General features: G+C 58.1%; 26 protein-coding genes and 1 pseudogene. 16 read left to right on the top strand and 11 right to left on the bottom strand.

Annotation, left to right across the window (positions count from 1 at the left end):
• Window positions 1-26: 26 nt before the first annotated feature.
• Complete coding sequence (locus JIO00_RS17620) at window positions 27-776, bottom strand: glucose 1-dehydrogenase (protein WP_200666457.1); 750 nt, start codon at window positions 774-776, stop codon at window positions 27-29.
• A 197-nt stretch (window positions 777-973) separates the two neighbouring features.
• Here JIO00_RS17620 and JIO00_RS17625 point away from each other — a divergent pair, with 197 nt between their 5' ends.
• The 3 genes from JIO00_RS17625 to tspO all read left to right on the top strand — a co-directional run bounded on the left by JIO00_RS17625 (window position 974) and on the right by tspO (window position 3,317).
• A complete protein-coding gene (locus JIO00_RS17625; protein ID WP_200668654.1) occupies window positions 974-1,897 on the top strand; it encodes an AraC family transcriptional regulator in 924 nt (307 codons plus the stop codon).
• Between the two features lie 97 nt (window positions 1,898-1,994).
• Complete coding sequence (locus JIO00_RS17630) at window positions 1,995-2,810, top strand: DUF1206 domain-containing protein (protein ID WP_200666459.1); 816 nt, start codon at window positions 1,995-1,997, stop codon at window positions 2,808-2,810.
• A 63-nt stretch (window positions 2,811-2,873) separates the two neighbouring features.
• Window positions 2,874-3,317, top strand: coding sequence for a tryptophan-rich sensory protein TspO (gene tspO, locus JIO00_RS17635; protein ID WP_083377295.1), 444 nt, complete (start codon window positions 2,874-2,876; stop codon window positions 3,315-3,317).
• Window positions 3,318-3,351: 34 nt separating this feature from the next.
• On the opposite strand, the gene JIO00_RS17640 is transcribed toward tspO, so the two are convergent.
• Window positions 3,352-3,810, bottom strand: coding sequence for a winged helix-turn-helix transcriptional regulator (locus JIO00_RS17640; RefSeq protein WP_083376446.1), 459 nt, complete (start codon window positions 3,808-3,810; stop codon window positions 3,352-3,354).
• 125 nt (window positions 3,811-3,935) lie between these two features.
• Between JIO00_RS17640 and JIO00_RS17645 the strand changes: the two genes are divergently transcribed.
• From JIO00_RS17645 to ycaC, 4 genes and pseudogenes are all read left to right on the top strand, one after another.
• Entirely contained in the window at window positions 3,936-5,219 is a 1,284-nt protein-coding gene (locus tag JIO00_RS17645; protein WP_200666461.1) for an MFS transporter, read from the top strand.
• A complete protein-coding gene (locus JIO00_RS17650; RefSeq protein ID WP_200666463.1) occupies window positions 5,216-6,175 on the top strand; it encodes an EamA family transporter in 960 nt (319 codons plus the stop codon). Before JIO00_RS17645 ends, JIO00_RS17650 begins: the two co-directional genes overlap by 4 nt.
• 51 nt (window positions 6,176-6,226) lie before the next feature.
• Window positions 6,227-6,679: pseudogene (locus JIO00_RS17655) on the top strand (VOC family protein); the annotation flags it as partial.
• 164 nt (window positions 6,680-6,843) lie between these two features.
• Entirely contained in the window at window positions 6,844-7,476 is a 633-nt protein-coding gene (gene ycaC, locus JIO00_RS17660) for an isochorismate family cysteine hydrolase YcaC (RefSeq protein WP_077749496.1), read from the top strand.
• Between the two features lie 200 nt (window positions 7,477-7,676).
• Here the strand turns inward: ycaC and JIO00_RS17665 are convergent, their stop codons facing one another.
• A complete protein-coding gene (locus tag JIO00_RS17665; RefSeq protein ID WP_200666467.1) occupies window positions 7,677-8,585 on the bottom strand; it encodes a glycine betaine ABC transporter substrate-binding protein in 909 nt (302 codons plus the stop codon).
• Window positions 8,586-8,903: 318 nt separating this feature from the next.
• Here JIO00_RS17665 and JIO00_RS17670 point away from each other — a divergent pair, with 318 nt between their 5' ends.
• Entirely contained in the window at window positions 8,904-10,940 is a 2,037-nt protein-coding gene (locus JIO00_RS17670) for an NADH:flavin oxidoreductase (protein ID WP_145308318.1), read from the top strand.
• Window positions 10,941-11,008: 68 nt separating this feature from the next.
• Here the strand turns inward: JIO00_RS17670 and JIO00_RS17675 are convergent, their stop codons facing one another.
• Together JIO00_RS17675 and JIO00_RS17680 are read right to left on the bottom strand one after the other, a co-directional pair.
• A complete protein-coding gene (locus tag JIO00_RS17675; RefSeq protein ID WP_200666469.1) occupies window positions 11,009-11,785 on the bottom strand; it encodes a pyrroline-5-carboxylate reductase family protein in 777 nt (258 codons plus the stop codon).
• The gene (locus JIO00_RS17680; RefSeq protein WP_010455399.1) at window positions 11,775-12,482 is read right to left on the bottom strand and encodes a TetR/AcrR family transcriptional regulator; all 708 of its coding nucleotides are present in this window, start codon (window positions 12,480-12,482) and stop codon (window positions 11,775-11,777) included. The genes JIO00_RS17675 and JIO00_RS17680 overlap by 11 nt, the downstream gene beginning before the upstream one ends.
• 730 nt (window positions 12,483-13,212) lie before the next feature.
• Here JIO00_RS17680 and JIO00_RS17685 point away from each other — a divergent pair.
• A complete protein-coding gene (locus tag JIO00_RS17685; protein WP_200666471.1) occupies window positions 13,213-13,506 on the top strand; it encodes a fructose-bisphosphate aldolase in 294 nt (97 codons plus the stop codon).
• Window positions 13,507-13,559: 53 nt separating this feature from the next.
• On the opposite strand, the gene JIO00_RS17690 is transcribed toward JIO00_RS17685, so the two are convergent.
• A complete protein-coding gene (locus JIO00_RS17690) occupies window positions 13,560-13,982 on the bottom strand; it encodes a hypothetical protein (RefSeq protein WP_145308309.1) in 423 nt (140 codons plus the stop codon).
• Between the two features lie 127 nt (window positions 13,983-14,109).
• Here JIO00_RS17690 and JIO00_RS17695 point away from each other — a divergent pair, with 127 nt between their 5' ends.
• The 5 genes from JIO00_RS17695 (at window position 14,110) to JIO00_RS17715 (ending at window position 18,067) form a co-directional block, all read left to right on the top strand.
• The gene (locus JIO00_RS17695; protein WP_200666473.1) at window positions 14,110-15,582 is read left to right on the top strand and encodes a hypothetical protein; all 1,473 of its coding nucleotides are present in this window, start codon (window positions 14,110-14,112) and stop codon (window positions 15,580-15,582) included.
• Between the two features lie 213 nt (window positions 15,583-15,795).
• On the top strand, window positions 15,796-16,320 hold the full coding sequence (locus JIO00_RS17700) for a hypothetical protein (RefSeq protein ID WP_234452899.1): 525 nt from the start codon (window positions 15,796-15,798) through the stop codon (window positions 16,318-16,320).
• Window positions 16,321-16,515: 195 nt separating this feature from the next.
• Window positions 16,516-16,947 carry a hypothetical protein gene (locus JIO00_RS17705; RefSeq protein WP_172791254.1) on the top strand — a complete coding sequence of 144 codons (432 nt, stop codon included), beginning with the start codon at window positions 16,516-16,518 and terminating at the stop codon, window positions 16,945-16,947.
• A gap of 257 nt (window positions 16,948-17,204) precedes the next feature.
• Window positions 17,205-17,555 carry a DUF6152 family protein gene (locus tag JIO00_RS17710; protein ID WP_077749504.1) on the top strand — a complete coding sequence of 117 codons (351 nt, stop codon included), beginning with the start codon at window positions 17,205-17,207 and terminating at the stop codon, window positions 17,553-17,555.
• Entirely contained in the window at window positions 17,555-18,067 is a 513-nt protein-coding gene (locus JIO00_RS17715; RefSeq protein WP_083376439.1) for a DUF6644 family protein, read from the top strand. Before JIO00_RS17710 ends, JIO00_RS17715 begins: the two co-directional genes overlap by 1 nt.
• Before the next feature lie 183 nt (window positions 18,068-18,250).
• On the opposite strand, the gene JIO00_RS17720 is transcribed toward JIO00_RS17715, so the two are convergent.
• The 5 genes from JIO00_RS17720 to JIO00_RS17740 all read right to left on the bottom strand — a co-directional run bounded on the left by JIO00_RS17720 (window position 18,251) and on the right by JIO00_RS17740 (window position 24,341).
• Window positions 18,251-18,697, bottom strand: a complete 447-nt coding sequence (locus JIO00_RS17720) for an NUDIX hydrolase (protein ID WP_200666475.1) — start codon at window positions 18,695-18,697, stop codon at window positions 18,251-18,253.
• Between the two features lie 115 nt (window positions 18,698-18,812).
• Window positions 18,813-19,361 (bottom strand): cupin domain-containing protein, encoded by a 549-nt coding sequence (locus JIO00_RS17725; RefSeq protein WP_007946335.1) that lies wholly within the window; start codon window positions 19,359-19,361, stop codon window positions 18,813-18,815.
• A 553-nt stretch (window positions 19,362-19,914) separates the two neighbouring features.
• Complete coding sequence (locus tag JIO00_RS17730) at window positions 19,915-21,198, bottom strand: NAD(P)/FAD-dependent oxidoreductase (protein ID WP_010455430.1); 1,284 nt, start codon at window positions 21,196-21,198, stop codon at window positions 19,915-19,917.
• Window positions 21,199-21,250: 52 nt separating this feature from the next.
• A complete protein-coding gene (locus tag JIO00_RS17735) occupies window positions 21,251-22,741 on the bottom strand; it encodes an aldehyde dehydrogenase (RefSeq protein WP_083376437.1) in 1,491 nt (496 codons plus the stop codon).
• Window positions 22,742-22,964: 223 nt separating this feature from the next.
• Window positions 22,965-24,341 carry a glutamine synthetase family protein gene (locus tag JIO00_RS17740; RefSeq protein ID WP_010455434.1) on the bottom strand — a complete coding sequence of 459 codons (1,377 nt, stop codon included), beginning with the start codon at window positions 24,339-24,341 and terminating at the stop codon, window positions 22,965-22,967.
• A gap of 280 nt (window positions 24,342-24,621) precedes the next feature.
• Here JIO00_RS17740 and JIO00_RS17745 point away from each other — a divergent pair, with 280 nt between their 5' ends.
• Together JIO00_RS17745 and JIO00_RS17750 are read left to right on the top strand one after the other, a co-directional pair.
• The gene (locus JIO00_RS17745; protein ID WP_077749123.1) at window positions 24,622-25,383 is read left to right on the top strand and encodes a gamma-glutamyl-gamma-aminobutyrate hydrolase family protein; all 762 of its coding nucleotides are present in this window, start codon (window positions 24,622-24,624) and stop codon (window positions 25,381-25,383) included.
• Between the two features lie 349 nt (window positions 25,384-25,732).
• Complete coding sequence (locus JIO00_RS17750; RefSeq protein ID WP_010455438.1) at window positions 25,733-26,875, top strand: ABC transporter ATP-binding protein; 1,143 nt, start codon at window positions 25,733-25,735, stop codon at window positions 26,873-26,875.
• Window positions 26,876-26,877 lie beyond the last annotated feature (2 nt).

A 26,877-nucleotide genomic window follows, 5' to 3' on the forward strand; every position in this document is an offset into this window, starting at 1 on the left:
CGCACCGGTCGCAATCATCACAGTATTCAGTAACCCACCCCACGAACACCACCCGATGCCCGAATGGATTCGCCGGTGACCCAATGCGAGTCGTCGGATGCCAGGAAAACGGCCAGCGGCGCAATGTCTTCGGGCTCACCGAAACGGCCGAGCGGCGTACCGGCGATCAGCTGTTCACCAAACGCTCCGGCGAAGTTGCCCTCCGTCGCCGGCGTATTGGTGTGACCGGGCAAGATCGAGTTGACCCTGATCCCTCGCGGCCCGAGCTCTCTGGCCAAGGCAAACGTCAATGTATCAACCGCGCCCTTGGTGGCCGAATAAACGCTGGAAGCCAAATAGGGATCGGTGCTGAGAATCGAGCTGATGTTGATGATGCTGCCCGAGGGGCCAAACAGCTTGACGGCTTCTCGGACCGCCAGGAGATACCCGAGCACATTCAGATTGAATTGCTGGTGGAACGCGTCCTCGGTGAGGTCTTCGATCATTTGAAATACCGCGACGCCCGCATTGTTCACCAGAATATCCAGCGCCCCGAAGTCCGCCTTGACCGTGTCGAACAGGCGGACCACATCGGCTGATTGGCTGATATCCGCCTGAATGGCAACGGCTTTACCGCCCTGCCCCTGAATCTGCGCGACCACCGCATCGGCGTCGGCTTTGCTCGACGCGTAGTTCACAACGACCGTTGCTCCTGCCGCGCCCAATGCTTTGGCAATACCTGCGCCGATGCCTTTCGATGCGCCCGTGACAACAGCAATTTTTCCTTCAAGTTTCATGAGGCTGACCTTTACCTGAGTTGATTGATCCATCGCAGGTCTGCCTGCCATCAGGTTTTGAAGGCCTGAACGCAACCTGCCGCTTGCCACCAGTATCCGGGCAGGCGAAGGACAAACGGTTGCCAGTTGTTATCGAATGCTTGCCTATTCTTCTCGCATGGCTTGCCCTGCTCGCGGCGATGGCTCATGTTCAGCGCATGAATACTGCGATCGAAGAACTGCGCCGCCTCGTGATGCGCGCGGAAAACAAGTGGACGGACACCGGGCTGCCGCGTGTGACGATGGTCCAGGCGGAGGCGTGTGCGAGCCAGGTGTATCAACCGATGCTGCACCTGGTGCTCCAGGGTGCAAAAACCTTGTCTATCGGCGATCAGGTTTATCAGTATCTGCCGATGACCTACTTCCTCGTGCCGGTGGACGTGCCCGCCACCGGTGAGATACACCCCGGCGGACCAGGCTTGCCCTATCTTGCGATCAGCCTGACCCTGGACCCGAACGTCATCGCGACGCTGCTGGCAACCGACATCAAGACGACCGCGCCGCCACCCGCAAGCCGCTTTGCGGCGGTGCCGGCACAGGCTGAAATGATCGACGCCTGGTTGCGCATGATGCGGCTGATGGACCGCCCAAACGAAGCCGCGGTACTGGCGCCGATGCTTGAGCGGGAGATTCTGTTTCGAGCCTTGCAAGGACCGCTAGGGCCGATGTTGCGTGAAATCGCTCGCCCGGATGGTCGTCTGGCGCAGATACGCCGCGCCACCCAATGGATCCGTGAGCACTACACCGAACCCTTTCGCGTCGAGCCACTGGCGACCATGACCGACATGAGCGTTGCGGCGTTTTATCGGCATTTCAAATCCATCACAGGCATGACGCCCATTCAATATCAAAAACGCCTGCGCCTGCTCAGGGCTCGCTGGTTATTGCTGTTCGACCCTCGCGATGCCGCTTCAATTGCCTTCACCGTGGGGTATGAAAGCGCATCACAATTCAGCCGTGAATATGCACGCCTGTTCGGGATGCCTCCGGCGCGTGATGCTGCAAGGTTCAGGGCGCCCGTTGTCCCGGGTGATACTGACATGACAACGCTTGATTTGCGGCCTGGGCTTAGTCCTGCCTGACAATATCGACCGAGGGGTTGGTCGAACCCTATCTTCAATCGAACCCCTCCACGCCTGAAAGGTCTGCTCCTGTAGTACTTCTCTGGAATGAGCTCTCATGTCTGCGCACCAAAGCCTTGTTGTACTCGCTCGGGGAGGCTATGCCGCTCGCGGCGTTCTTTACCTGATCATTGGCATCTTCGCGCTGCTGGCGGCTCAAGATTCGACAAAACCCAAAGACAGTCACAGGAGCCTGGAGGCCGTGTTAAGCCAGCCTTTCGGTTACGTTTTAGTCGGATTGGTGGTGGCAGGCCTGCTCGCCTTCGCCTGTTGGCGAGTGCTGCAAGCCCTGCGCGACGTTGATCATCACGGTCACGAAATGAAGGGGTTGGTCATCCGGGCAGGACTGTTGGCAGGAGGTTTGGTCAACGGCGCGCTGGCGTTTTTTGCGTTGGGCTTGCTCATCAGCGGCATCAGCAGCTCGGGCGATTCCGGCGGTGGACAGACCAAGGATCTACTGGCGCGCCTGTTGTCCTGGGAACACTCGAATGTCGTGGTCTACCTCGTCGCGATCATCCCTCTGGGTGTAGGCGTTGCTCACATCATCAAGGGCTGGAAGTCGTCGTTCGAGAAATATTTCGAAGCGGACGAAGACGTCATGCGCTACGTCCGTCCGGTGTCTCGATTCGGTCTGATCGCCCGTGGCGTCGTGTTCATCGAGATCGCCCTGTTGCTGATCATCAGTGGCTCCCGCTATAAAGCCATGGACCCGCCCGGCATGAAGGAGGCCCTCGATGCGCTGCAGAACCTGCCGGCCGGCGGCGTCATCTTGATGGTGATGGCCCTGGGATTGATCGCCTTTTCGGTGTACAGCTTGTCCGAAGCCGCCTGGCGCAAGATCAACATGGATGTGCCTGGCGTACCGGGCGCCTAGCGGCATGAATGGCCGACCGGTTTTTGCAACCCCCACACAGCTGACTTCAACGAAGGACTGATGATGACCTTTCTGATTTTTCTTTTAGCCTGCGGCGCGGCGGCCAGTACTGGCCTTCTTTTCAAACCGGGCCAGTGGTACGAATCACTCGTCAAACCGAGCTTCACGCCACCCAACTGGCTGTTTCCCGTCGCCTGGTCGATTATCTATCTGTTGCTCGCCTGGGCCGGTTACCGGTTGTCCCTGATACCTGGAAGTCAGGTGGTGCTGGCGTTATGGGCGGCGCAGATTGCCTTGAATACGCTGTGGACACCGGTGTTTTTCGGCGCGCACCGCATTTTCGCCGCGATGGTGATCCTGACGCTGCTTTGGCTGGTGGTCGCCGCGATGGTGGTGATGGCGATGCGGCTAGATGTGATCACAGGCTTGATCCTGTTCCCCTACCTTGTGTGGCTTTGTGTGGCGGCTGCGTTGAATTTTTCCATCCTGCGCAATAACCGCGGATAGCGAACTTCGAGCAGCTAACTCGACTGCTGTTGTTTCACGACTCGCCGTCGACAAGTCTCACCCTGTGGCAGTCAGAAGGCCCCAGTTTTTGCCCGCTTGATGAACGAACATCCATCGGCATCAGAGCCTGTCCGGTCGCGTTGTCCAACAGCACAGAACGCGTTTCCTGCGGCTGGAACAGGAAACGTTCGCCCCACTGCCTCATGCTGACCACCACCGGAAAGATCTCACGTCCTTTGTCCGTCAGGACGTACTCCTTGTAGGCGCTTCCATCTGACGCCGGTCGAACGTCGAAGACCCCGACCTCAACCAATGCCTTCAGTCGCGAGGCCAGAATATTTTTGGCCACCCCCAGGCTCTTCTGAAATTCGCTGAATCGGCGAATATCGTCAAAGGCGTCGCGAAGGATCATGAGCGACCAGCGATCCCCAATCACCTCCAGTGTTCTTGCTACCGGGCATTCGCTGCTTTGCGGTGAAGTGCCTTCGACCATCGTATTTACCTTTTGGATAACGGTTGCCAAGTCTGCCGACCAAGCTGGTTGCAATTTGAAACTTGATTCAGCAATAATCGAATCCGGTTTTTAATTGCAACCAGCTTAACGCCATGGAGGCGCTTATGACAGCAGATGCCGACGCAATAGCCAAACGTAGCACCGGGCAGCCTGTGGGATTGCCGCCTGCGGAAACCGGAGAATGCAGTAGGACTGGCCAATCCTCGGGGCTTTCTCCGTCACTCACGTTATTGTTTTCTGTCACCTGCGCGCTGGCCGTCGCCAATGTTTACTTCGCCCAACCCTTGCTCGCCTCGATGGCTGAAAGCCTGGGGGTCACTTCAGGAGTGATCGGGTTCGTGGTGACGGCCACTCAGGCCGGATACGCGCTGGGGTTGTTGTTCATCGTACCGCTGGGCGACAGGGTCAACCGTAAACGGATGATTTTGACTCAAGTGATGCTGTCTGCCCTCGCGCTGGCGGCCGTCGGCGCTTCACAGCAGTGGCTGGCTCTCTTGGGCGCCATGATTGTGATGGGATTACTCGCAGTGGTGGTTCAGGTGCTTGTAGCCTATGCCGCCGCGCTCGCAACGCCCTCACAACGCGGGCAGGCCGTGGGGACCCTAACAAGCGGGGTTGTCCTGGGCATTCTTCTGGCGCGGTTTATCTCTGGGCTGATCGCCGATCTGGCGGGCTGGCGCGCCGTCTATTTCGTGTCCTCAGGATTGATGCTGACCCTCGCGGCGGTCCTGTGGAAAGTGGTGCCCGCCACGGCGTTGCCACGCAATCATGACACCTACCCCGCGCTGATCCGGTCGCTCTTCAAGCTGTTCATGACCGAACCGGTTTTGTGGGCCAGGGGCCTGTTGGCCTTGCTGATCTTTGCCGCTTTTTCAGTGCTGTGGACCTCTATGGTGCTGCCGTTAAGCGCTCCGCCGCTGTCGCTTTCACACACGGCCATCGGCCTGTTTGGCCTGGCGGGCGTTGCCGGTGCCCTGGCTGCCAGAAGAGCCGGCCAGTGGGCCGATAGAGGTTGGGGTCAACGCGTGACCGGCCTTTCGCTGGGGCTCCTGACGCTTTCCTGGTTGCCCATCAGTTTTGCCCAGACGTCCCTGATCGCGCTGGTTTTCGGCGTGGTCGTGCTCGACTTCGCGGTGCAAGCCGTGCACGTCACCAATCAGAGCTTCATTTTTGCGGCACGACCCGACGCGCAAAGTCGGATGGTCGGCGCCTACATGTGCTTCTACTCGGTCGGCAGTGCGCTGGGGGCGGTCGCCGCAACCCAGGTTTATGCGCGCTGGGGCTGGATGGCAACAAGCGTGCTTGGCGCCTTGATCAGCGCTGCGGCTTTGGCGCTTTGGGTTTTTACGAGTCATCTATCACCGACCAATCAAGGAAGATCAGCATGAAAGCCAGGCACCTGCTACTCGCCATCTCGATTACGGCCATCTGGGGTGTGAATTTTTCAGTGATCAAAATGGGCCTCACCACCGTTGACCCGCTGATTCTTGCCGGCATTCGCTTTACGCTTTGCGCACTTCCAGCGATCTTTTTCATTCCGAAACCCGATGTACAGTGGCGCTACATCATGGGTTACGGTCTGGTCTTCGGCATAGGACTCTGGGGCGTCGTCAACCTTGGTATCAAGTCGGGCCTCTCCGCTGGCATCGCTTCGCTGGTGCTTCAGTTCAGCGCTTTTTTCACGATTCTGCTGGGCTCATGGGTATTCAAGGAGACCATTTCCCGCTACCAACTGGCGGGCATGGGCATCGCCTTCTGTGGCTTGTTGAGCATCATCTCGATTGTTGACGGGACAGTGACGACGGCAGGGCTGATGCTGGTGCTGCTGGGCGCGGTGGCCTGGAGTGCGGCCAACGTAATCAACAAAAAAGCCAGAACAACTCAGGTCTTCGCTTTCCTGGTGTGGTCCAGTGCGTTTTCGCCCATCCCTCTTTTCGCGCTTGATTACGCCGTTAACGGCTCAACGGGTTACAACGCGTTGATGAATCAACTCGACTACCGTGCCGTCCTGTCGATTCTCTTCCAGGTCTACCCCAACACCCTGTTCGGCTACTGGGTGTGGAATTCACTTCTGAAACGATACCCGGTGTCTACCGTCGCGCCGTTATCGTTATTGGTGCCGGTATTCGGACTGCTGGGTTCAGTCATGATTTTCAATGAGCCCCTGTCATTCAACAAAATCGTTGCTGTCGTTCTCATCGTATCGGGGCTTGGCGTCGGTTTATACGGACAGCGTTTGCTCAGTGCCGTGCTCAGGCGAGCAGACCGACGCCATAGTGCAGCAGAAGCAAGTGCATCGCTGCCTCATGGACGGGCAACCAAGGCCACACGAAAATTCTTCTAATGCCGAGGCGGCGGTCGTTACCATGGACACGGGTTCAACCGGAGGAATGCAATGGAGCTGAAGTTCAGTCACGTCGATGTGCTGGTCAAGAACCTCGAAGAAGCCTGTGCTTACTACGCACAGATACTGCAAGCCAGGATCTCTAAAACGCTTGTCTGGGAACGCGGTGGTCTGCACGTGCGCTACGCGATTGCGTTGATCGGTGCGGAGCGATTCATGCTGGTACAACCGCTGGCGGGGAACCTGAAGGCGCTCCTGGATTGCGCGGGCGAAGGCATGATTTACCGCCACTGCTACTCCACACCGGACATCGAGAAGGCCTATGACGAATTGATCGCCGCGGGTGTTCAGCCAGAAGACGAGAACGGAAAACCACTCGCCCGCGCGAACCTGCAATCTCCGTCCGGGACCCGCATCATCTGGCTGCCCAAGCGCTTCGGGCACTTCTCCATCGAGATATTGGAAGACAAGGCGTTGGAGGCCTTTATCGAGGATGCGTTTGCTGAATGGGGCTGCGGTGAATGCCCGCTTTCGCCGGTTGGCGATCGATTGTCCCATCCGAGTTGACAGTCAAACCGTTTTCACCCTCTTTTTCCCTTTCCTGTAGATCATTAATCTGAGCCCATGTTGAACGAAGCCACTTACCCCTACAGAGAAAGGATTTCATCATGAGCAACGCCACATACAACCGCCTGAACAAAGACGACGCCGTAGTCCTGATGATCGACCACCAGACCGGTCTGATCTCCCTGGTGCAGGACTTCTCGCCGAACGAGTTCAAGAACAATGTGCTGGCTCTGGCTGACGTGGCCAAGTTCTTCGAACTGCCGACCATCCTGACCACCAGTTTCGAACAAGGCCCAAATGGTCCGCTGGTCCCGGAGCTCAAGGAAATGTTTCCGGACGCGCCCTACATTGCCCGTCCTGGCCAGATCAACGCCTGGGACAACGAAGACTTCGTCAAGGCGATCAAGGCGACCGGCCGCAAACAACTGATCATTGCCGGTGTCGTGACCGATGTGTGCGTGACCTTCCCGACGCTGTCGGCCCTGGCTGAAGGGTTTGAAGTGTTCGTGGTCACGGATTCTTCCGGCACCTTCAATACCACCGTGCAACAGGCAGCGTGGAACCGCATGACGCAAGCCGGTGCGCAAATGATGAACTGGTTCTCGGTCGCCTGCGAGTTGCAGGGCGACTGGCGCAACGACATCGAAGGCCTGGGCAACTTGCTGTCCCAGCGCATTCCGAACTACCGCAACCTGATGAACAGCTACTCGGCCATGGCAGCGCGCCAGGCATAAAGAAAACGGGCGATGATGACCTCATCGCCCGTTATCTTGTCAGCTTCATGGGACAGTCAGACACGCTGCCTTCTATGAATTGGCAGGAGTGGAGCATGACCGTTGTCGAGATCGAAGAGCGGCATTGACGAGGCTGCGGTTGTGTAAGCAGTGAGAATGAAAACAAGGCCGCCTTCGCGGCCTTGTGTGTTTTCAGGTGTTCAAGGCTGTCGCGTGCTGACTCGCTGCCCGCCTTGCTCGAACATCGCTTCGAAACGCGGTTTGTTGGCCGCGTAATAAGCGGCCACGGCCTGGTCAGAGGAGGTTTGGCGTGCCTGCATCATCAGCGCTTCCAGGTCCGCCTGGGGGATCGTGTAATGAGCGAAGAAATACGCCACTTCCGGGTACTGCTGGCTAAAACCCTTGCGCGCCATGGCGTGAATCTGCTCGGCGCCACCGAAGATATGCTTGGGATCATCCAGGTAACGCAATGACCACTTGGAGAACATCCAGTGTGGGCTCCAGGCATTGACCAGGGACCATTTGTCACGCTTGAGGTTGCGGTCCAGCTCATTGAGCATGCCGGTTTCCGAGGAGGCCACCAGCTTGTACCCGTCGAGCTTGTATTCTTCCATGGCCTTGACCGTGAGCTTGTATTGGCCATTGCCGACTTCAGAGGTGAGGATCTTGCCGTCAAGTTTTTCCCGGACCTGCGGTTTGTTCAGATCCTCGACGCTCGCCACTTCACTGATGGGCACCGAGGTGGGCACGGCCATGCCGATCCGCCCTTCATACAGCACGCCGAGGTCTTCCAGCCGGTCCTTGTACTTGTCGTAAAACGCCTTGTGGGTACTCGGTAGCCACACCATCGGGATCAGGTCGATATTACCGTTGGCCAGCGCCTGGAATTGAATGCCAATGTCGGCCATCACCAGTTTGACCGGTTGCTTGAGATGTTCCTGCAACGCGGTGCTGGCCAGTTTGACGGTGATTTCGGTGTCGGACCAATTGACCCAGCCAATGCGCACGGGCTCGGGTTCAGCAGCCTGTGCCAGTGCTGCACTTGCTCCAAGCGCAAAGCCGAAAAGGCAGGCACAGGCTTTTTTTCGATACGGCGAACGAGCGTTCATCAGGCGTCTTCCTATTGATGTGGGATAGGCAGGTTGTCTTCATTTGAACGGCCTTACGGTCGTGAACAGTGCAGTCTTCGCTGCTTTAAGCCCGGGCAGCGCAGCCCTCTTCTTCTGCCCCTCGCAATCCCATGCATGTCATCCATCCAGAACACTGACGACGGGGTCTCTGCACCCTTTCGAGCTTGATCTTATCGACGAGTTTTGCGGCGCGCAAGAAAAATGTACACCTGTGTCAACGATGATTGACACAGGTGTACAGTTATCCTAATTTCAACTCGCCAAGCCCGATGAAGCCCCACTACGGAGCGCACCACGATGTCCAGCGATCCCTTGCTGCAACCCTACAAGATCAAGCACCTGACCCTGAAAAACCGGATCATGACCACCGCGCACGAACCGGCCTACCCGGTCGATGGCATGCCGCAGGCGTTGTATCGCGCTTACCATGTCGAACGCGCCAAAGCCGGCGTGGCCCTGACCATGACCGCCGGCTCCGCAGCCGTGTCCCGAGACAGCCCTCCGGTGTTCAACAACGTGCTCGCCTACAAGGACGAAGTGGTCAAATGGATGAAGGACCTGACCGACGAATGCCATGAACACGGCGCGGCCGTGATGATCCAGCTGACACACCTGGGCCGCCGTACCCGCTGGGACAAAGCCGACTGGTTGCCCGTGGTATCGCCCTCGCACCGACGCGAGGCTTCGCACCGGTCCTTCCCGAAGAAGATGGAAGACTGGGACATCGAGCGGATCATCAAGGACTACGTGGATGCCGCCGAGCGCATGAAGGCCGCCGGGCTTGATGGCCTGGAATTACAGGCTTACGGGCACCTGATGGATCAGTTCTGGTCACCGCTGACCAATGACCTCGAAGGCCCTTACGGCGGCTCGCTGGAAAACCGCATGCGCTTTACGTTCGACATCCTCAGGGGCATCCGCCAGCGGGTCGGCGAAGATTTCCTGCTGGGTGTGCGCTATACGGGTGACGAACAACTGCCGGGCGGCTTCAATGCCAGCGAGGGCATGCAGGTCTCACACATGCTCAAGGACAGCGGGCTGGTGGACTTCCTGAACGTCGTGCGCGGCCACATCGACACCGACGCGGGCCTGACCGACGTCATCCCGATCCAGGGCATGCGCAATTCCCCGCACCTGGACTTCGCCGGCGAGATTCGCTCCGCCACGGGTTTTCCGACCTTCCACGCCGCGAAGATTCCCGACGTTGCCACCGCGCGTTACGCCATTGCGTCAGGCAAGGTGGACATGGTCGGCATGACCCGCGCGCACATGACCGACCCGCACATCGTGCGCAAAATCATCGAGAAGCGTGAAGAGGATATCCGCCCGTGCGTGGGTGCGAATTACTGCCTGGACCGGATCTATCAGGGTGGCGCCGCCTATTGCATCCACAACCCGGCGACCGGCCGGGAAACCACGATGCCCCATGACATTCCCAAAGCAGCGGTGAAGCGCAAGGTCCTGGTCATCGGTAGCGGCCCCGCAGGTCTGGAGGCGGCGCGCGTGGCCGGCGAGCGCGGCCACGATGTCACCGTGCTGGAAGCGGCCGACCGCCCTGGCGGCCAAATCCGGCTGACGGCACTGAGCGAGCGCCGACGCGAAATGATCGGCATCATCGATTGGCGAATGAGCCAGTGCGAGCGCCTGGGCGTCAAATTCCACTTCAACACCTGGGCCGAGGCCGACACGGTATTGGCCCATGAACCGGACGTGGTAATCGTTGCCACCGGCGGCCTGCCCCATACCGAGGTGCTGTCGCAGGGCAATGACCTGGTGGTCTCGACCTGGGACATCATCTCCGGCGATGTAAAGCCTGGCCGCAATGTCCTGATCTTCGATGATGCCGGCGACCACGCCGCCCTGCAGGCGGCCGAAGTCATCGCGCAAAGCGGTGCGACCGTCGAGATCGTCACCCCGGACCGTTCCTTCGCACCCGAAGTCATGGCGATGAACCTGGTGCCCTATATGCGCAGCCTGCAGGACCTGGCCGTCACCTTCACCGTCACCTATCGGGTCGAGTCAGTCGAGAAGCGCGATGGCAGGCTCATTGCGACGTTCGGCAGCGATTACGGAAAGGTCCACAAGCAACGCGTGGTCGATCAGGTCGTCGTCAACCACGGCACGATTCCCCTGGATGACCTGTATTTCGACCTTCGTCCTCATTCGAGCAATGAAGGCGCAGTCGAACAGCACGACCTCATCGCGGGCAACGCACAGCACATCGTCACCAACCCGCAAGGGCGTTTCCAGTTGTTCAGGATTGGTGATGCGGTGTCCGCTCGAAATACCCACGCGGCGATCTATGACGCGTTGCGACTGGTGAAAGATATTTGACTCGACAGCCTCCTTCCCTGAGCGGAAGGAGGCGCCTCGGGCGCAAAGTGTGTGCCCGGACCGATCGACTACATGCCTCGCCGGGCCACTTGCGCGCCCTCCTGCACGGCACGCCCCACCATGGCTTCGATGCCCTGATCAGCCATCGACTGCAGCACGGCCGCCGTCACCCCGCGATAAGCCATCAAGTTTTCAATCATTTGCCGGGGATCATGGCTGGCGAGTAATTGACCGCCGCCCACCACCACACCCTGTGCGGCTCGTTGTGCGATGGCGGCCGGGATGCCCGCCGCCACCGCCTGACTCATCAACGCCTGGTGCAACATCGCCGCCAAGGCAGGCCCGGTGCCGGACAGCGCGCTGAGGTAATCGATACAGTCCTCATCCGGCACTTCATCCGCCGTGCCCACGCATTCGAACAACCGTTGCACCAGCGCTCGGTTCTGCTCGCACAGGCTGGCAGGACAGCACCAAGGCGTGAACGATTGCCTGATTTCCACCGCCGCATTCGGCATCGCCCGTACCACCACTTCGGCGCCCGTTGCCGCGCGAATAGCCGCCGCCGGAACCCCGGCCATCAGGGAAATCACGAGCTTGCCCTGGGCGTTTATCTGGAGTTGGCGAAATTGTTCTGGCCGGATCGACAGCACAACGATATCGCTGAGATCCACCAGCTGCTGGTTGTCAGCCAGCAGCCGCACCGGTGGTTCGAACGTGTGGGTGCCGGACCGGTTCGAGACCAGCAAACGATCAGGACAGATGAAGCCGGTATCGAGCAGCGCCTGCGCAATCGCGCGGCCCAGCCAGCCGGTGCCACCGATGATGCCCAGGGTTCTATTCTGCATCGGGGGTGGCCTCCTCAAAGCTGTCGACCCGTGACACGAAAACCCCCGGCTCTTTTTCTGCGTAGCCGAATTTCCCATAAAACCGGTCGAGCTCGCGCCGCTTCGGTGCTTTGCCGGTAAATACGGTGACGTACTCAGGGATTCGCCGGAAACGCACGACGATATCCTCAGTGGTTTTCATGGAAATGTAGCCGATCTGGGTGAGATAGATCGTTCTGGCCCGAGCGTCGGCGGCCGCAACCTCATAACCGAACCGTCGGAACATCGCGGCCAGGGCATTGATTCGCGCTTCATCAGCCAGCGCGATTTCGGCGGACACCTCAGCCGATTGCAGCGCCCAGCTGCGCACGGCAAATTCAAACTGCGAGTCAAACAAATCAGGGTTTAACCAGCATTCGAAAACGTTGAGGATCGCTTCGGAAATACTTTCTGAATAACTCTCGCACTGGCCAATCAGGCCGCCGGTGTTCTTGTCCCGCCACCGCGCCAGCAGCGCCGCGAGCAACTGCTCCCGGTCTTCATAAAACCAGTAGAAACTGGTGCGCGACAAATTCAGCCGCTTGGCCAACGGCATCACCCGCACGGCGTCCACACCGGATTCCTTCAGCGCATCGTAAGCCGCGTCCAGCCAGCCATTGACGGAGCCACGCCAACCCGCTTCCTGCGCCTTGATTCGCGTCTTTCCTGCCTGCGGCATTTTGGCTTCCTCTTTGATATCTGATGTCCCGGCAACTGTACGCGGCTGCGTGCAAGGCGTACATAAAATGTACATCAACGTACATTTTTTAGACGGCGGTGGACACTGGAATTATTTTCAAGAGGCGGCATCGGCCTGACTCCACTGCTCACCAGGACTTCACCCTGACAATCGTCGAATCTTGACGTCCGAATTTCACGTAGGAAACCGCCCCCTGTGGCGAGGGAGCTTGCTCCCGCTGGGCGGCGAAGCAGCCCCAAAATCCGACAACATTTTAAACATGCCCACATCCCGTAGCCGCCGGCGAAGCCTGCGTTCGGCTGCACAGCAGCCGCAAATCCGGCACGCACGGTTCAGCTGGCATTAAACACGTTCTGATTTTCCGACTGTTATTCAGCTGAATGCAGGATCCGCCATCAGCCACAAAGTAACGATTTTGGTCCTACACACCCGTTTGCAGGCACCAAAATCGCCGCCTATATTCGACCCGTCGCTGACCAAAGTTAGCGATTGGGTTTCGCGGCCCTACAGAATAGAATCAGCCGGCACCGTCATAAGACACCCAGGCGAGCTTCGCCTGTGTCGCAGTTTATGGCGGCTGTGCGTGGGAGACTTTCGAGTCTGCCGGGTTTGATTCTTCCTGGTCTGCGAACCCGCGCACAGTTGCCACCCATTTTGTTTCGCAGCAAAAAAGGTGGCGGTTCATTCCTTTAATAAAGAATCTTATCCAATGCCAACAAACAATCCGCCTCGCCGCTTCACCCCCATGTCCCAACTCGCCACCGACTACCCCGTCCTGCTCATCGACTACGACGCCCCGCTGCGCGAACTCCATAACTGCCTCAGCGAACGCCTCAACGCCGTCCTCAAATACCTCAACCTCATGGCCTGCACCAGCCTCCCCGACTATGCCGAACACGACATCAACACCGTCACCAACATCGCCCGGATCATGGTCCAGGATGTGCGCGATGTGTTTCGGGTGATTGAGCAGCGTGGGTTTGATGCACCCAAGAGTCAGTGATCAAAGTTGAGTCGTAAAAAAACCCGCACTGAGTTGCGGGTTTTTTGTGTTGTTCAGGCCTGTCGAGTTGGCGAGTGAATTGTCTTCTCTATCAGCGCCGCGACATCCTTCGCACCAAAACACCGGAATTTAACGCTGCCAGCGCCGGTATCCAGACGGATGATCTTCGTCATGAACCCGCCTTCAATAGTGACCTTTCGGATGAATGCCAGTGGGAGCTCAATATCCAGCGTCCCGTCCTGAACAAGACGGTTCATGGCATTGGCACTCAAACGAACCATTTTTTGCGTCAGCTCCATCTTCCCGCCAACCCAAAGTCCTCCGTATGCTTCCTTGAAGGCCTCCAGCACATCGCCCAACGCGTCCACATTGCCAGCCTCAGCCACGGAATATAAATCGTCCACGTTGTCGTAATTCACCTCGGCATCGGCCACCAGAAAATTGACCAACTTCGACTTCAAAACCTGTCCAGTCAACTTTGTCTCTCCATAATTTGAGTCGCAGCCCTGAAATCCAGATGCCTTAGTCGGTACAAGCGACGTCCTATTGGGCGGCCAGTGCTCATGTTAATATGCCATCACTCTTTCAATGAAGTACACCCGCATGGATGCCACGTCCCGCCCTTCCAGCTTTTTTTCACTGCTGACCGTTGCCCTGATCCTCTCTGGATGCCAAGCAACAAAACCCGCTCAAGTTACAACACCTGAGGCCCAGCCGGGTTTTGCGGTTTTCAACAGTGTGCTGTTCGAAACACCCGAGCCGAACTCGATCGTGCGCGAGGGTGATCGGATCACCTATCTAGTGACTTCGTCCCCAAGTCCGGAACTCCATTATCTGGCCCGTTTCGACGCCCACTGCAGCCAGCCCGATGCGCAGATGGCTTACCGCAGCAAAGCGGGAATGTCGCTATTCGCCGCGAACCCGCGAGGGCGTTCGGAAGACTCCCGACAATTGCCTGCTGAACAAAAAAGCCGGTACCTGCAAAGTGCGCAGTTGAAGCAGGTGTGTGCCCAGACAGCACCTCCTCAATGGCGCGTGTTCTCCGCACCCGAGCATCAGGATTGGCAGATGATCGACCGCAGCAGCCTGAAAGTAACAGGTGATGAGGTGACTTTCTGGACGGCCCGCGTACTGCCCGGCGAGATGTTGATGCCCGGCAAAAACGCCTTGTATGGGCAGGTACGCCAGCGGTGGACGGCCAACTGCGCCCTGCAACAACTGACCGCGTTAAGCCATTTCTACCTTGATACTCACAGTCGTGTACTCGCTGGAAGCATGCAGACAGATCTTAAAGCCATCGGCTCGCAAAGCCTCAGCGCCGATGAGCGTCAGCTGGTTCAAGTGGCCTGCGGCAAACCGCAATTGCTAGACCAATACACTCAATTTGAAGGGCGTGAGCAGTCGCCTTTCGAATTACCGGCCCCCGTCGTTGCCGCCCCGGTGTTGAAAGCCATCGAGGCATTGAATATGCCCAAACCGGAGAAAAGCATTCAGCACCTACGCCGGGTGTTCAAGGATAACTCCCAGCCAAGGCAGTATTCAGATGAAGGCGTGCGGCTCAACGGGCGTGACTCGACATACCTTTCAGGCAAGACGGGTAATCAACTGACGGAGCGTTATGAAGACCGACGCGGTCAGTGGGCCAAAGCCACGTTCCGAGGCCTGATTGTCCTGGCTGAAAGTCAATTCAGCAGTCGTGCAGGTGAGATAACGATTGAGGATAAGGCGCTGACGAACCTCAACTTCGAGGGCGATTGGGCGCACATGCCGGTCGGCGCACTCCTGCGATACACGGCGCAAGAAATGCGGCTTCAATACACCAACGGCGGGAAAGGTCCCAGAGCCCTGGTGCCCGTCGACGACAGATACAGCTGTGAGGTGCAGTCGCAGAAACCTGCGAGCACGTATCACCCGAGTTTGACCGGGACTGCCAAGGTACTCAGCTGCATAAAAGATACTTACCAATACAGCACCGACATTTACGTCTACCTCGAGGCGTATGGAATGTTTGTGCCGTTCCAATACGTCACGAAGAACGTGCAGGCCGAGTGGACGATTGATGTGGTGGAATTTTGAGTTGGCTGGCCATTCGGAAAACTGTGGCAGATCTAATTATTTAAATGGATATGTCACCTTTTTCGGTCACCTTTTTCGAGAACTAAAAAGTCCCGTTCATTTCTGGCGGGGCCTCGGATAACTACGTCAAATCCTAAGGGCGAAAATAAATGCGTTCCCTTTTTATTCAACAAATAGCATTAGAGTGCCCATCTCCAACCGCTAAGGACAGAAATGCCCATGAAACCGTTGTACTCAGGCTCGCTCCTGCTTCTGATTACCGCTTGCTCGCCGATACCGCAATACGAAACCCCTGCCAATGCTCCCCAAGCGCAGATTCGCAGTGAGATGGACGCACTCTTCAACCGCCGCAACTACCTGACCCTGAGCGCAGCGCCGACCATCGCCTGCAAGTACGGCAGGTCGGTCCCCGTGGCACCTGCTCGGCAATTATTCTCGGTCAGAGGCGGGTACCCCTCGGAACCCGAAGGTTTTCGAGCCATTGAATCGGGCAAACCGATCCATCTGGTGTTGGAAGGCGGAGCCAGCGGCAACCGACGATGCACGGTCGATTTTGTCAGTGAGTTCATGCCGGGAGCCCGCTATGTGATCAAGGGCGGCATCACCGATGGCCCCAATGTCATGAGCGGCTGCCAGGTCAGCATCGTTGATCTGGATTCCGGCGTTCGACTTTTTCAGGCTAAGCCGTCAGCAGCCAACGGTTGTGCCCTGGATCGATTAACGCCGCCGACGCCTTGAGCGCATTGGAATAAGGGAACGGATTTATTTTCAGAAAATAAATCCATCCCCTTTGATGTTATCGGTGCACATAACCTCCTTTTTTGCCCTGGAACTTTTCTACAAACTGACGTCGATATGATGGCACCCCCACGACATCAAATGGGTGGAGTAACCAGCGTCAGGCTGATCCCTGAAAAATCAAGGAAGTGTGCAATGAGACTAATACTCGCAGTGATGCTGATGTTCAGCAGCTACGTTTACGCCAGTTGCGAAAACATCAGCAACGATGACCAGCGTAACTATTGCAAGGCGCGTGAGGGCCGAGGCGGTTGTCAGAATATTAAGAACGACGACCAGCGCAACGCCTGCAAAGCGGAAACGGAGGGTACGAGTGATTGTGGAAACATTCGCGACAATGACCAGCGCAACTATTGCAAAGCCAAGCAGGGTTCGGGAGGTTGCCAAAACATCAAGAACGACGACATGCGCAATGCCTGCAAAGCGCAAACAGAAGGTACGAGTGACTGTGGAAACATTCGCGATGATGACCAGCGCAATTACTGCAAGGCCCAGCAAGGCTCCGGAGGTTGCCAGAACATCAAGGACGACGGTCTGCGCAATCAGTGCAAATCCATCGCGCCTTAGCTGAACGGCACAGCGACAGCCGCGTGATAAAGGTGACAGGTCTTTTATTTAAATAGATCTGTCACCTTTTCCATATACGTCCCCTTTTACCTAGAAACCACCTTCCGTGGCGAGGGAGCTTGCTCCCGCTGGACGGCGAAGCCGTCCCGGCCTCCCCTCATCAAGAATCTGTACTATTTTTAAGACTCTCTGGATTGACCTGTTCCCGATCAGAACAGGTCGACGGTCATCAATGATCCGTAACAGGAGATTGCATCATGAAGCGCTTGCTTGGGGCTCTTGGATTCTCAACGTTACTGGTGGCATCGACGGTGTTCGCTCATCACGGCTGGAGTGAGTATGACTCGAGCAAACCCTTGCAGTTGAACGGAACGATCGAGGAGTCCGGTTATTCCCACCCGCACGGGTTCATTCGCCTGAAGACCGACGACAAGACCTGGAGTGTCGTGCTTGCGCCGCCATCGCGCATGGAAAACCGGGGGCTTTCCAGGGAAATGCTGAGTGTCGGAAAACGGGCTACGGTGGTGGGCTATCAGAATCGCAACAACCCCGATGAACTGCGCGCAGAACGCATCACGGTCGACAACAAAACCACTGAGTTACGTTGATGCAGACAACTGGCACCCGCGGTGGATCGGGTCTGGACGGCTGGCTGGACGATGTGGGTGACTCGCCACTCGGGTTGGCCATGCGAAGCGAGTTATGGCTGTATCCGATCGTCGAGGTGGTTCACATCATTGGCTTCGTGGTGCTTGTCGGCTCGGTCGTCATGTTCGATCTGCGGGTTCTCGGGCTGTCGAGAGATCTTCCGGTGACGGCACTGGCCCGCCACCTGCTGAGGTGGGGAGTCGCGGCCCTGCTGTTGATCGTCCCGGCGGGGCTGATGATGTTTTCAGCCCATCCGCACGACTTCGCATCTAACAGCGTTTTTATTCTGAAGCTGTGCTTGATCGGTATTGCGGGCCTCAACGCGGCTCTTTTTCATGTGGGTGTCTTTCGGTCAGTAGCCCGATGGAACACCGACGCCGCGGCGCCAGGAATAGCAAAAATCCAGGCGATATTTTCGATTATGTTATGGATCAGCGTGGTGCTCTGCGGACGATTGCTGGCTTACACCTGACTTGGAGACATTAAAAAAAGTACCAGATCTATGCATCAAATAGATCCGATTTCCGCGTTTACTGGATTGGTCATCGCGATGCTGACCAAAGCTTCGGCAGTCAATGTCATTTTCGCTCCTTGAAAGGTGATCGCATCCTTGGCGATCAATACGTTAAACAGCGCTATTGCTAATGACCGAGCATCAGTCCAGCAGTACGACTTTATTCAGCAACTCGTATAGCCCAGCAGGCACCAACGGCGTTTCGCCAGTAATACTGTCGAGCGCCAACCACTTCGCTACAAAGGCAGCGCCATCGCTTTCTTGAGCATCCAAGTGGAGCAGTTCATAGACGCTGGCATCCACGAATTTCGCATCGTAGACCTGCACGATTTCGTGCCCGGGCGTGCCGGCATAGGTGAAGATGTTTTCGAGTGTGCCCAACAGGCGAACATCGGTAATGGATAAGCCAAGTTCTTCATCGACTTCACGTAGTACGGCTTGGGCGCTGGTTTCGCCGAACTCTATTCCGCCACCGATTGGGCGCATGAAGGGCTTTCCAGTAACGGGGTCGAGTGCTTCGTTGACCAGTATCCTGCCATCGTGATGGAAGATGCAGAGTGCGAGGGCTCGGATGCGGGGCGTGGTCATGAGATGAAGTCCATTTGCTTTGATCAAACCCTGTAGCAGGTGCGTCTATTGGGCATGGCTGTTGGCCGCGGACGCAGCCTTCGGCAGCTGCTAAAGGATGGCGTCCGTTTTGATATCAGAAGTTGGCCGGGGTGTTAGCGCTGATGATTTCCGCTTCATCCTGGCCAATATTGCGAAACTTGTGAGGCAACGTCGTCGGGAAGTAATAGCCGTCGCCAGCGTTGAGCACGCTGATCTGACCATCAACCGTCAACTCAACCGTCCCCCGCGTAACCAGCCCGCACTCCTCGCCTTCCGAATGCACAATCGGCTCTTCCCCCGAACTCGCGCCCGGCGCGTATTGCTCGCGCAAAAGGCGCATCTGCCGGCTCGGCACCGAAGCGCCAATCAACAGCAGCCGCAACCCATGACGCCCAAGATCCGGCTGTTCATTGGCGCGGAATACGTATTGATGCTCACGCGGCGGTTGGTCGAAGGTAAAGAAATCCGCCAAGGACATGGGAATGCCTTCGAGCAGTTTTTTCAGGGAGCTGACGGAGGGACTGACGCGATTCTGTTCGATCAGGGAGATGGTGGCATTGGTGACGCCGCTACGCCGGGCCAGCTCGCGCTGGGACAGTTTGTAGCTTTCGCGTACTAATTTGAGTCGTGAGCCCGTGTCCATGACAGCCTTATGCGAGAAATACTTAAGGGTTATGGGGGTGGATGGCGGGCGACTTTTGGCCGCGAAAGTACCGCTTCCCTGTCCCGGAAATGTGAAAGGCGGGTATTAAATCACGTTTGGTGGTGTTGCTCAGCAGGTTCGATAACTGGTTAGTGAAAAAGCTGAGGGTGCTCATGTCAGACCGTTTGGCGATGTGGGTTCGGGGGGTGTCAGGTGGCGGTGATGGTGGCTGATCTGGCGCCATCGCGAGCAGGCTCACTCCTACAGTTTGGGCCGGGGCGTACACACATTCTGTGCACGCCATAGATCTCCTGTAGGAGTGAGCCTGCTCGCGATGGCGGGGTGTCAGGCGACATTGATGGTGGCTGATCTGGCGCCATCGCGAGCAGGCTCACTCCTACAGTTTGGGCCGGGCGTACACACATTTTGTGCACGCCACAGATCTCCTGTAGGAGTGAGCCTGCTCGCGATGGCGGTGTGTCTGGCGACGTCGATGTTGACTGTGCCGCCGTCTTCGCCAGCAGGCTTGGCCCCTACAGGGATTGCGTTGGGCTTAGATCCCGAACCGATCGCGCAACGCGTAATACGCGGCGCCCATGGCAGTGAGTGGCGCCTGGAAGGTGCGGCCGCCGAGCATCGGCATATGCGGGAGCGAGGCGAACGCGTCGAAGCGTTCGGCGTCGCCGCGGATCATTTCCGAGATCAGTTTGCCGGCCAGGTGCGAGCAGGTGACGCCGTGGCCGCTGTAACCTTGCATGTAGTAGGCGTTTTTCTCGATGCGGCCGAATTGCGGCATGCGGGACATGGTCAGCAGGAAGTTGCCGGTCCAGCGGTAGTCGATCTTCACGTCCTTCAGCTGTGGGAAGGTCTTGAGGATTTTCGGCTTGATCAGTTGCTCGATGTCGTCCGGTTCGCGGGCACCGTAGACCACGCCGCCACCGTACAGCAGGCGGTTGTCGGCGGTGAGGCGGTAGTAGTCCAGCAAGTAATTGCAGTCTTCGACGCAGTAGTTGTTTTTGATCAGGCTGCGCGCAACCTTTTCCGACAACGGTTCAGTGACGACGATTTGCGAACCGCACGGCATGCTTTTGCGCGTGACGCGGTTGTCGAGGTCTTGCGGCAGGTAGGCGTTACCGGCGATCAGCAGGTACTTGGCGCGCACGACGCCTTTGGCGGTGCGCACGGTGATCGGTTCGCCGTAGGTGATTTCCACCGCTGCCGATTGCTCGTAGATTTTGCCGCCCAGGCCGATGATGGCCGAGGCTTCGCCGAGGGCCAGGTTCAGCGGGTGGATGTGGCCGCCCTGCATGTCGAGCAAGCCGCCGACGTAGTTGTCGCAACCGACTTCGCGCTTGATGTCGGTCGCGTCGAGCATGGTCAGGTTTTTGTTGCCGTAACGCTCCCAGCTGCTTTTCTGCTCGGCCAGGCCTTTGAGCTGCTTTTTGTTCAGCGCAGCGAAGATGCCGCCCGGCTTGTAGTCGCACTGGATGTCGTAGTGCTGTATGCGCTGACGAATGATGTCGGCGCCTTCGAAGATCATGCTGCCGAGGACTTCGGCGGTTTTGTCGCCGTAGCGTTCTTCGATGACATCAACGTCGCGGCTGTAGGAGTTGACCAGTTGGCCGCCATTGCGACCGCTGGCGCCGAAACCGACTTTGGCGGCTTCGAGCACGGTCACGCTGTAGCCCGCTTCGCAGAGGAACAGGGCCGAGGACAGACCGGTGTAGCCGGCGCCAATGATGCAGACGTCGCAGTCCACAGCTTGTTCCAGGACGGGGAAGTCGCCGGTGAAGTTGCGGGTTGCGGCGTAGTAGCTATTTACATGAGTCTGTTTCATAGGTTTCTCCGATGGTCGCCGACACAAGCCGGCGGCCGCCGTTGTAGAAGTATTAGAGCTTGATCCAGGTCGCTTTGAGTTCGGTGTATTTGTCGAACGCGTGCAGCGATTTGTCCCGACCGTTACCCGACTGCTTGTACCCGCCGAACGGCGCGGTCATGTCGCCGCCGTCGTACTGGTTGACCCAGACACTGCCGGCGCGCAAGCCACGGGCGAAGGTGTGGGCCTTGCTGAGGTTGCTGGTCCATACGCCGGCGGCCAGGCCGAAGATGCTGTCGTTGGCGATGGCCAGGGCTTCTTCCGCGGTGTCGAAGGTGATCAGCGACAGCACCGGGCCGAAGATTTCTTCCCGGGCGATGGTCATGGCGTTGGTCACACCGTCGAAAATCGCCGGCTCCACGTACAGGCCACCGGTGGCTTCGAGGGTGCGACGGCCGCCCGCGATCAGTTGCGCGCCCTGGTCTTTGCCGACCTGGATGTAGCGCAACACGTTGTCCAGTTGACGCTGATCGACAACCGCACCGACGGTGGTTTCCGGATCGAGTGCGTGCCCCGGTTTCCAGGCTTGCAGCGCTTCCACCAGCAGCGGAATGAACTGCTCGCGAATCGAACGTTCCACCAGCAAGCGCGAGCCGGCGGTGCAGACTTCGCCCTGGTTGAAGGCAATCGCACCGGCCGCCGCTTGTGCTGCCGCGCGCAAATCCGGCGCGTCGGCGAACACCACGTTCGGGCTCTTCCCCCCTGCTTCGAGCCAGACGCGTTTCATGTTGCTTTGCCCGGAATAGATCAGCAGTTGCTTGGCAATCGCGGTCGAGCCGGTGAAGGCCAGCACGTCGACGTCCATGTGCAACGCCAGCGCCTTGCCGACGGTATGACCGTAACCCGGCAGGACGTTGAACACGCCTTTGGGGATGCCAGCGTCCAGTGCCAACTGGGCGATGCGGATGGCGGTCAGTGGCGACTTTTCCGAAGGCTTGAGGATGAACGAGTTGCCGGCCGCGAGCGCCGGGGCGAACTTCCAGCTGGCCATGATCAACGGGAAGTTCCACGGCACGATGGCGGCGACCACGCCCGCTGGCTCGCGGGTGATGAGGCCCAGTTGATCATGCGGCGTGGCGGCGACTTCGTCGTAGATTTTGTCGATGGCTTCGGCGCTCCAGCGGATCGCGTTGGCGGTCGCCGGGATGTCGATGTTCATGGAATCGTTGATCGGCTTGCCCATGTCGAGGGTTTCGAGCAGGGCGAGTTCTTCCTGGTTGGCCAGGATCAGATCGGCGAAGCGGATCAGGATGCGCTTGCGCTCGGCCGGGGCGAGGTTGGCCCAGATACCGGATTCGAAGGTGCGACGCGCGACGGCCACGGCTTCGTTGGCATCGGCTTCGTCGGTGCTGGCGACGTTGGTGAGGAAGCGACCGTCGACCGGGCTCATGCATTCAAAGGTGTCGCCGCTGAGTGCCGGGCGGTATTGGCCGTCGATGAATGCGCGGCCTTCGATAGTGAGGGACTGGAAGCGTTGTTCCCAGTCGCTGCGAGTGTTTGTCATGGTTGTGACTCGACGCAGAGGAATAAGAAGTCGTTGGAAGGTGGTGTATCAGGCGAATTGCATCGCTGACTGCGCGGCCGTCTTCGCGGGCAAGCCTCGCTCCTACAGGTATTGCAGCGTGCACGGCTTCTGCGCCAGGCACTTCTCCCTGTAGGAGCGAGGCTTGCCCGCGAAGAGGCCCTCACATTCAATATCGAAAGTAATTGCCCCACCGCTCAACCCATCAGACGGTATGCAGATACCAGTTGTACTCAAGGTCGGAGATGGAGTTCTCGAACTCGGCCAGCTCGCTTTCCTTGCACGCCACGAACACGTCGATGTACAGCGGGTCGATGTAACGGGCCATGACTTCGCTGTCGTCCAGCTCACGCAATGCATCGCGCAGGTTGTTCGGCAGGCTCTGCTCGTTTTGCTCGTAGCTGTTGCCTTCCACCGGGGCGCCCGGCTCGATCTGGTTGGTCAGGCCGTGGTGAATACCGGCCAGCACCGACGCCATCAACAGATACGGGTTGGCATCGGCACCCGCCACGCGGTGTTCGATGCGCACCGAATCGGCGGAACCGGTCGGCACACGCACGGCAACGGTACGGTTGTCGATGCCCCAGCTCGGCGAATTCGGTACGTAGAACTGCGCGCCGAAACGACGGTATGAGTTGACGTTCGGGCACAGGAAGGCCATCTGCGCCGGCAGGGTCTCGAGCACACCGCCGATCGCGTGTCGCAGCGCGGCGTTCTGCTCGGGATCCTCGCTGGCAAAGATGTTGTTGCCTTCTTTGTCGAGAATCGAAATGTGCACGTGCAAACCGTTGCCCGCCTGGCCCGGATACGGCTTGGCCATAAACGTGGTGTCCATCTCGTGGTCGTAGGCGATGTTCTTCACCAGACGCTTGAGCAACACCGCGTAGTCGCAGGCCTTTATAGGGTCGTTGACGTGATGCAGGTTCACTTCGAACTGCGCCGGGGCGCTTTCCTTGACGATGGCGTCGGCAGGAATGCCCTGCTCTTTCGCGCCTTCAAGGATGTCTTGCAGGCAGTCGACGTATTCATCCAGGTCGTCGATCAAATACACCTGGGTCGACACCGGACGCTTGCCCGAGACCGGCGAACGTGGCGATTGCGGACGACCGTTCACGTTGTCCTGGTCGATCAGGTAGAACTCAAGTTCGAACGCCGCGCAGATGGTCAGGCCCATGTCGTCGAACTTGCGCACCACATTGGCCAGCACTTCACGCGGGTCAGCGAAGAACGCCTCGCCTTCCAGTTCGTGCATGGTCATCAGCAACTGCGCGGTTGGACGCTTCTGCCACGGCTCGATGCTCAGAGTGCCAGGGATGGGATAGCAGATTCGATCCGAGTCGCCGATGTCCAGACCCAGGCCGGTGCTTTCCACCGTAGAACCATTGATGTCCAGAGCAAACAGAGACGCCGGCAGGTTAATGCCTTTTTCGTAAACCTTATGAAGACTGGTGCGTTCGATGCGCTTGCCGCGCACCACACCGTTCATATCCGCAATCAGAAGGTCGACGTACAAAACCTCAGGATATTTCTTAAGGAATGCGTTTGCTTCGTTGAGTTGAACGGTACGCAGAGGGACCGACATGATGCACCTATTAGCTGTTAATTATTATGTTCACTACCTTGTTGCGAGCCCAGTCAACCCGAACGGCAAAGTGAAGTCAATAGCGAACACTTGGCCTCTCCACCTTTATTTTCGGGCCTTTTTGGGGGACGAGAGTGCCATAACGGTCTTGAGCACCGCTTAAACCCTGAGGATCGGACGATCGGCGTTTAGAATTTTTTACATGAGAGTTGTTAATTAAAATCAACAAGGCTAAGCTCCGGAAAAGCTCGTTCAAGTGTGAAACTTCGAGGTGATAAAAATGGCATTCAAGCCATTGATCGGCGTTACAGCGTGCGTCAAACAGATTGGCCTGCACCCCTACCACATCAGCGGCGACAAGTACTTGCGTGCTGTCAGCGTTGCGGCTTTGGGGCTGCCCGTCGTTATTCCTTCCCTAGGCGAATTGACCGATATCGACGATCTGCTCGCGCAGCTCGACGGTCTGCTGCTGACCGGCTCGCCCTCGAATGTGGAACCCTTCCACTATCAAGGCCCGGACAGTGCCCCCGGCACGGATCACGATCCGGCGCGGGACGCCACCACCCTTCCTTTATTGCGTGCAGCCATTGCGGCGGGCGTGCCGGTGCTCGGCATCTGCCGCGGCTTTCAGGAAATGAACGTGGCGTTCGGCGGCAGCCTGCACCAGAAGGTGCATGAACTGCCCGGCATGCTCGATCACCGGGAAGCGGACAGTCCCGAGCTGGCGGTGCAATACGCCCCGGCGCATACCGTGACGGTGCAACCGGGTGGCGTGTTCGAAGCGATGGAGTTGCCCGCCGAGTTCAGGGTCAATTCGATTCACAGTCAGGGTATTGATCGATTGGCGCCAGGCCTGCGCGCCGAAGCGGTTGCGCCGGACGGTTTGATCGAAGCCATTTCGGTGGAACACAGCCAGGCGTTTGCCGTCGGCGTGCAATGGCACCCGGAATGGCAGGTCCTGTCGAACCCGCCCTACTTGAGCATTTTCCAGGCGTTCGGTGATGCGTGCCGGCGACGGGCCGCGTTGCGTAAAACCCGCTGACTTAAAACACCCCTTTACTGCCCCCGCGAGTCAGGCGGGCGTGTCTTTGCGCGTCCGTGACTTGCGACAACAACACACTGCGATAACAACAAGTACTACCAGGCAGCCAGGACGGCGGCGCCGAACAAGCCCGATCGATGCGGATCAGGCGAGCGCAACCTCTTGTAGGAGCGAGGCTTGCCCGCGAAGGCGGAGTGTCAGTCGACATCATCGATACCTGATACACCGCCTTCGCGGGCAAGCCTCGCTCCTACAGGGTTCGTGCTCCGACTGAACCTGTCCGGGCTAGCAATCCACTCTTAAGTCAGGCCGCGTTGGCCCGACGACTGAAACCTGTTGGGAGTTTCACATGGCAAACGCCTCCAGCATCTACAGGAAGGCTCTTGAGGGTCACCAGGCACCGAAAAAGGTGCTGGTGAAAGTCGACCGCGTCACCAAGAAATTCGACGAAACCACCGCGGTGGATGATGTCTCGCTTGAGATCCATCAAGGCGAAATCTTCGCCCTGCTCGGTGGTTCCGGCTCCGGCAAATCGACCCTGCTGCGCATGCTCGCAGGCTTCGAGCGCCCGACCGAGGGACGGATTCTGCTCGACGGTGTCGACATCACCGACATGCCGCCGTATGAACGGCCGATCAACATGATGTTCCAGTCATACGCCTTGTTCCCGCACATGACAGTGGCGCAGAACATTGCCTTCGGCCTCAAGCAGGACCGTTTGCCCGCCAGCGAAATCGACGCCCGCGTTGAAGAGATGCTGCGCCTGGTGCACATGACCCAGTACGCCAAACGCAAACCCCATCAATTGTCCGGCGGTCAGCGTCAGCGCGTGGCCCTCGCCCGCTCCCTGGCCAAGCGTCCGAAGCTGTTGCTGCTCGACGAACCGATGGGCGCCCTGGACAAGAAGCTGCGTTCGCAGATGCAACTGGAGTTGGTGGAAATCATCGAGCGGGTCGGCGTGACCTGCGTGATGGTGACTCATGACCAGGAAGAGGCCATGACCATGGCTGAGCGCATCGCGATCATGCACCTGGGCTGGATCGCGCAGATCGGCAGCCCGGTCGACATTTATGAAGCACCGGTCAGCCGCATGGTCTGCGAGTTCATCGGCAACGTGAACGCCTTCGAAGGCACGGTGGTGGAAGACCTTGAAGGTCACGCGATCATTCACAGCCCGGACCTGGAACAGAAGATTTACGTCGGTCACGGCGTCAGCACCTCGGTGCAGGACAAGTCGATCACCTACGCGATCCGCCCGGAAAAAATGTTGGTCAGTACCCTCAAGCCGGACTCTCGCTACAACTGGTCCGAAGGCAAGGTGCATGACATCGCCTACCTCGGCGGTCACTCGGTGTTTTACGTGGAATTGCCTGGCGGCAAAGTCGTGCAATCGTTCATGGCCAACGCCGAACGCCGTGGCGCGCGACCGACCTGGGACGACAAAGTCTACGTGTGGTGGGAAGACGACAGCGGCGTGGTACTGCGCTCATGAAA

It is taken from the genome of Pseudomonas sp. SW-3, assembly GCF_016615645.1.
Lineage (GTDB): Bacteria > Pseudomonadota > Gammaproteobacteria > Pseudomonadales > Pseudomonadaceae > Aquipseudomonas > Aquipseudomonas mandelii.

Bases quoted from the DNA above. Each gene is read 5' to 3' on its own strand.
- JIO00_RS17620 (WP_200666457.1), bottom strand. From the start codon at position 776: ATGAAACTTGAAGGAAAAATTGCTGTTGTCACGGGCGCATCGAAAGGC.
- JIO00_RS17625 (WP_200668654.1), top strand. From the start codon at position 974: ATGAATACTGCGATCGAAGAACTGCGCCGCCTCGTGATGCGCGCGGAA.
- JIO00_RS17630 (WP_200666459.1), top strand. From the start codon at position 1,995: ATGTCTGCGCACCAAAGCCTTGTTGTACTCGCTCGGGGAGGCTATGCC.
- tspO (WP_083377295.1), top strand. From the start codon at position 2,874: ATGACCTTTCTGATTTTTCTTTTAGCCTGCGGCGCGGCGGCCAGTACT.
- JIO00_RS17640 (WP_083376446.1), bottom strand. From the start codon at position 3,810: ATGGTCGAAGGCACTTCACCGCAAAGCAGCGAATGCCCGGTAGCAAGA.
- JIO00_RS17645 (WP_200666461.1), top strand. From the start codon at position 3,936: ATGACAGCAGATGCCGACGCAATAGCCAAACGTAGCACCGGGCAGCCT.
- JIO00_RS17650 (WP_200666463.1), top strand. From the start codon at position 5,216: ATGAAAGCCAGGCACCTGCTACTCGCCATCTCGATTACGGCCATCTGG.
- ycaC (WP_077749496.1), top strand. From the start codon at position 6,844: ATGAGCAACGCCACATACAACCGCCTGAACAAAGACGACGCCGTAGTC.
- JIO00_RS17665 (WP_200666467.1), bottom strand. From the start codon at position 8,585: ATGAACGCTCGTTCGCCGTATCGAAAAAAAGCCTGTGCCTGCCTTTTC.
- JIO00_RS17670 (WP_145308318.1), top strand. From the start codon at position 8,904: ATGTCCAGCGATCCCTTGCTGCAACCCTACAAGATCAAGCACCTGACC.
- JIO00_RS17675 (WP_200666469.1), bottom strand. From the start codon at position 11,785: ATGCAGAATAGAACCCTGGGCATCATCGGTGGCACCGGCTGGCTGGGC.
- JIO00_RS17680 (WP_010455399.1), bottom strand. From the start codon at position 12,482: ATGCCGCAGGCAGGAAAGACGCGAATCAAGGCGCAGGAAGCGGGTTGG.
- JIO00_RS17685 (WP_200666471.1), top strand. From the start codon at position 13,213: ATGCCAACAAACAATCCGCCTCGCCGCTTCACCCCCATGTCCCAACTC.
- JIO00_RS17695 (WP_200666473.1), top strand. From the start codon at position 14,110: ATGGATGCCACGTCCCGCCCTTCCAGCTTTTTTTCACTGCTGACCGTT.
- JIO00_RS17700 (WP_234452899.1), top strand. From the start codon at position 15,796: ATGCCCATGAAACCGTTGTACTCAGGCTCGCTCCTGCTTCTGATTACC.
- JIO00_RS17705 (WP_172791254.1), top strand. From the start codon at position 16,516: ATGAGACTAATACTCGCAGTGATGCTGATGTTCAGCAGCTACGTTTAC.
- JIO00_RS17710 (WP_077749504.1), top strand. From the start codon at position 17,205: ATGAAGCGCTTGCTTGGGGCTCTTGGATTCTCAACGTTACTGGTGGCA.
- JIO00_RS17715 (WP_083376439.1), top strand. From the start codon at position 17,555: ATGCAGACAACTGGCACCCGCGGTGGATCGGGTCTGGACGGCTGGCTG.
- JIO00_RS17720 (WP_200666475.1), bottom strand. From the start codon at position 18,697: ATGACCACGCCCCGCATCCGAGCCCTCGCACTCTGCATCTTCCATCAC.
- JIO00_RS17725 (WP_007946335.1), bottom strand. From the start codon at position 19,361: ATGGACACGGGCTCACGACTCAAATTAGTACGCGAAAGCTACAAACTG.
- JIO00_RS17730 (WP_010455430.1), bottom strand. From the start codon at position 21,198: ATGAAACAGACTCATGTAAATAGCTACTACGCCGCAACCCGCAACTTC.
- JIO00_RS17735 (WP_083376437.1), bottom strand. From the start codon at position 22,741: ATGACAAACACTCGCAGCGACTGGGAACAACGCTTCCAGTCCCTCACT.
- JIO00_RS17740 (WP_010455434.1), bottom strand. From the start codon at position 24,341: ATGTCGGTCCCTCTGCGTACCGTTCAACTCAACGAAGCAAACGCATTC.
- JIO00_RS17745 (WP_077749123.1), top strand. From the start codon at position 24,622: ATGGCATTCAAGCCATTGATCGGCGTTACAGCGTGCGTCAAACAGATT.
- JIO00_RS17750 (WP_010455438.1), top strand. From the start codon at position 25,733: ATGGCAAACGCCTCCAGCATCTACAGGAAGGCTCTTGAGGGTCACCAG.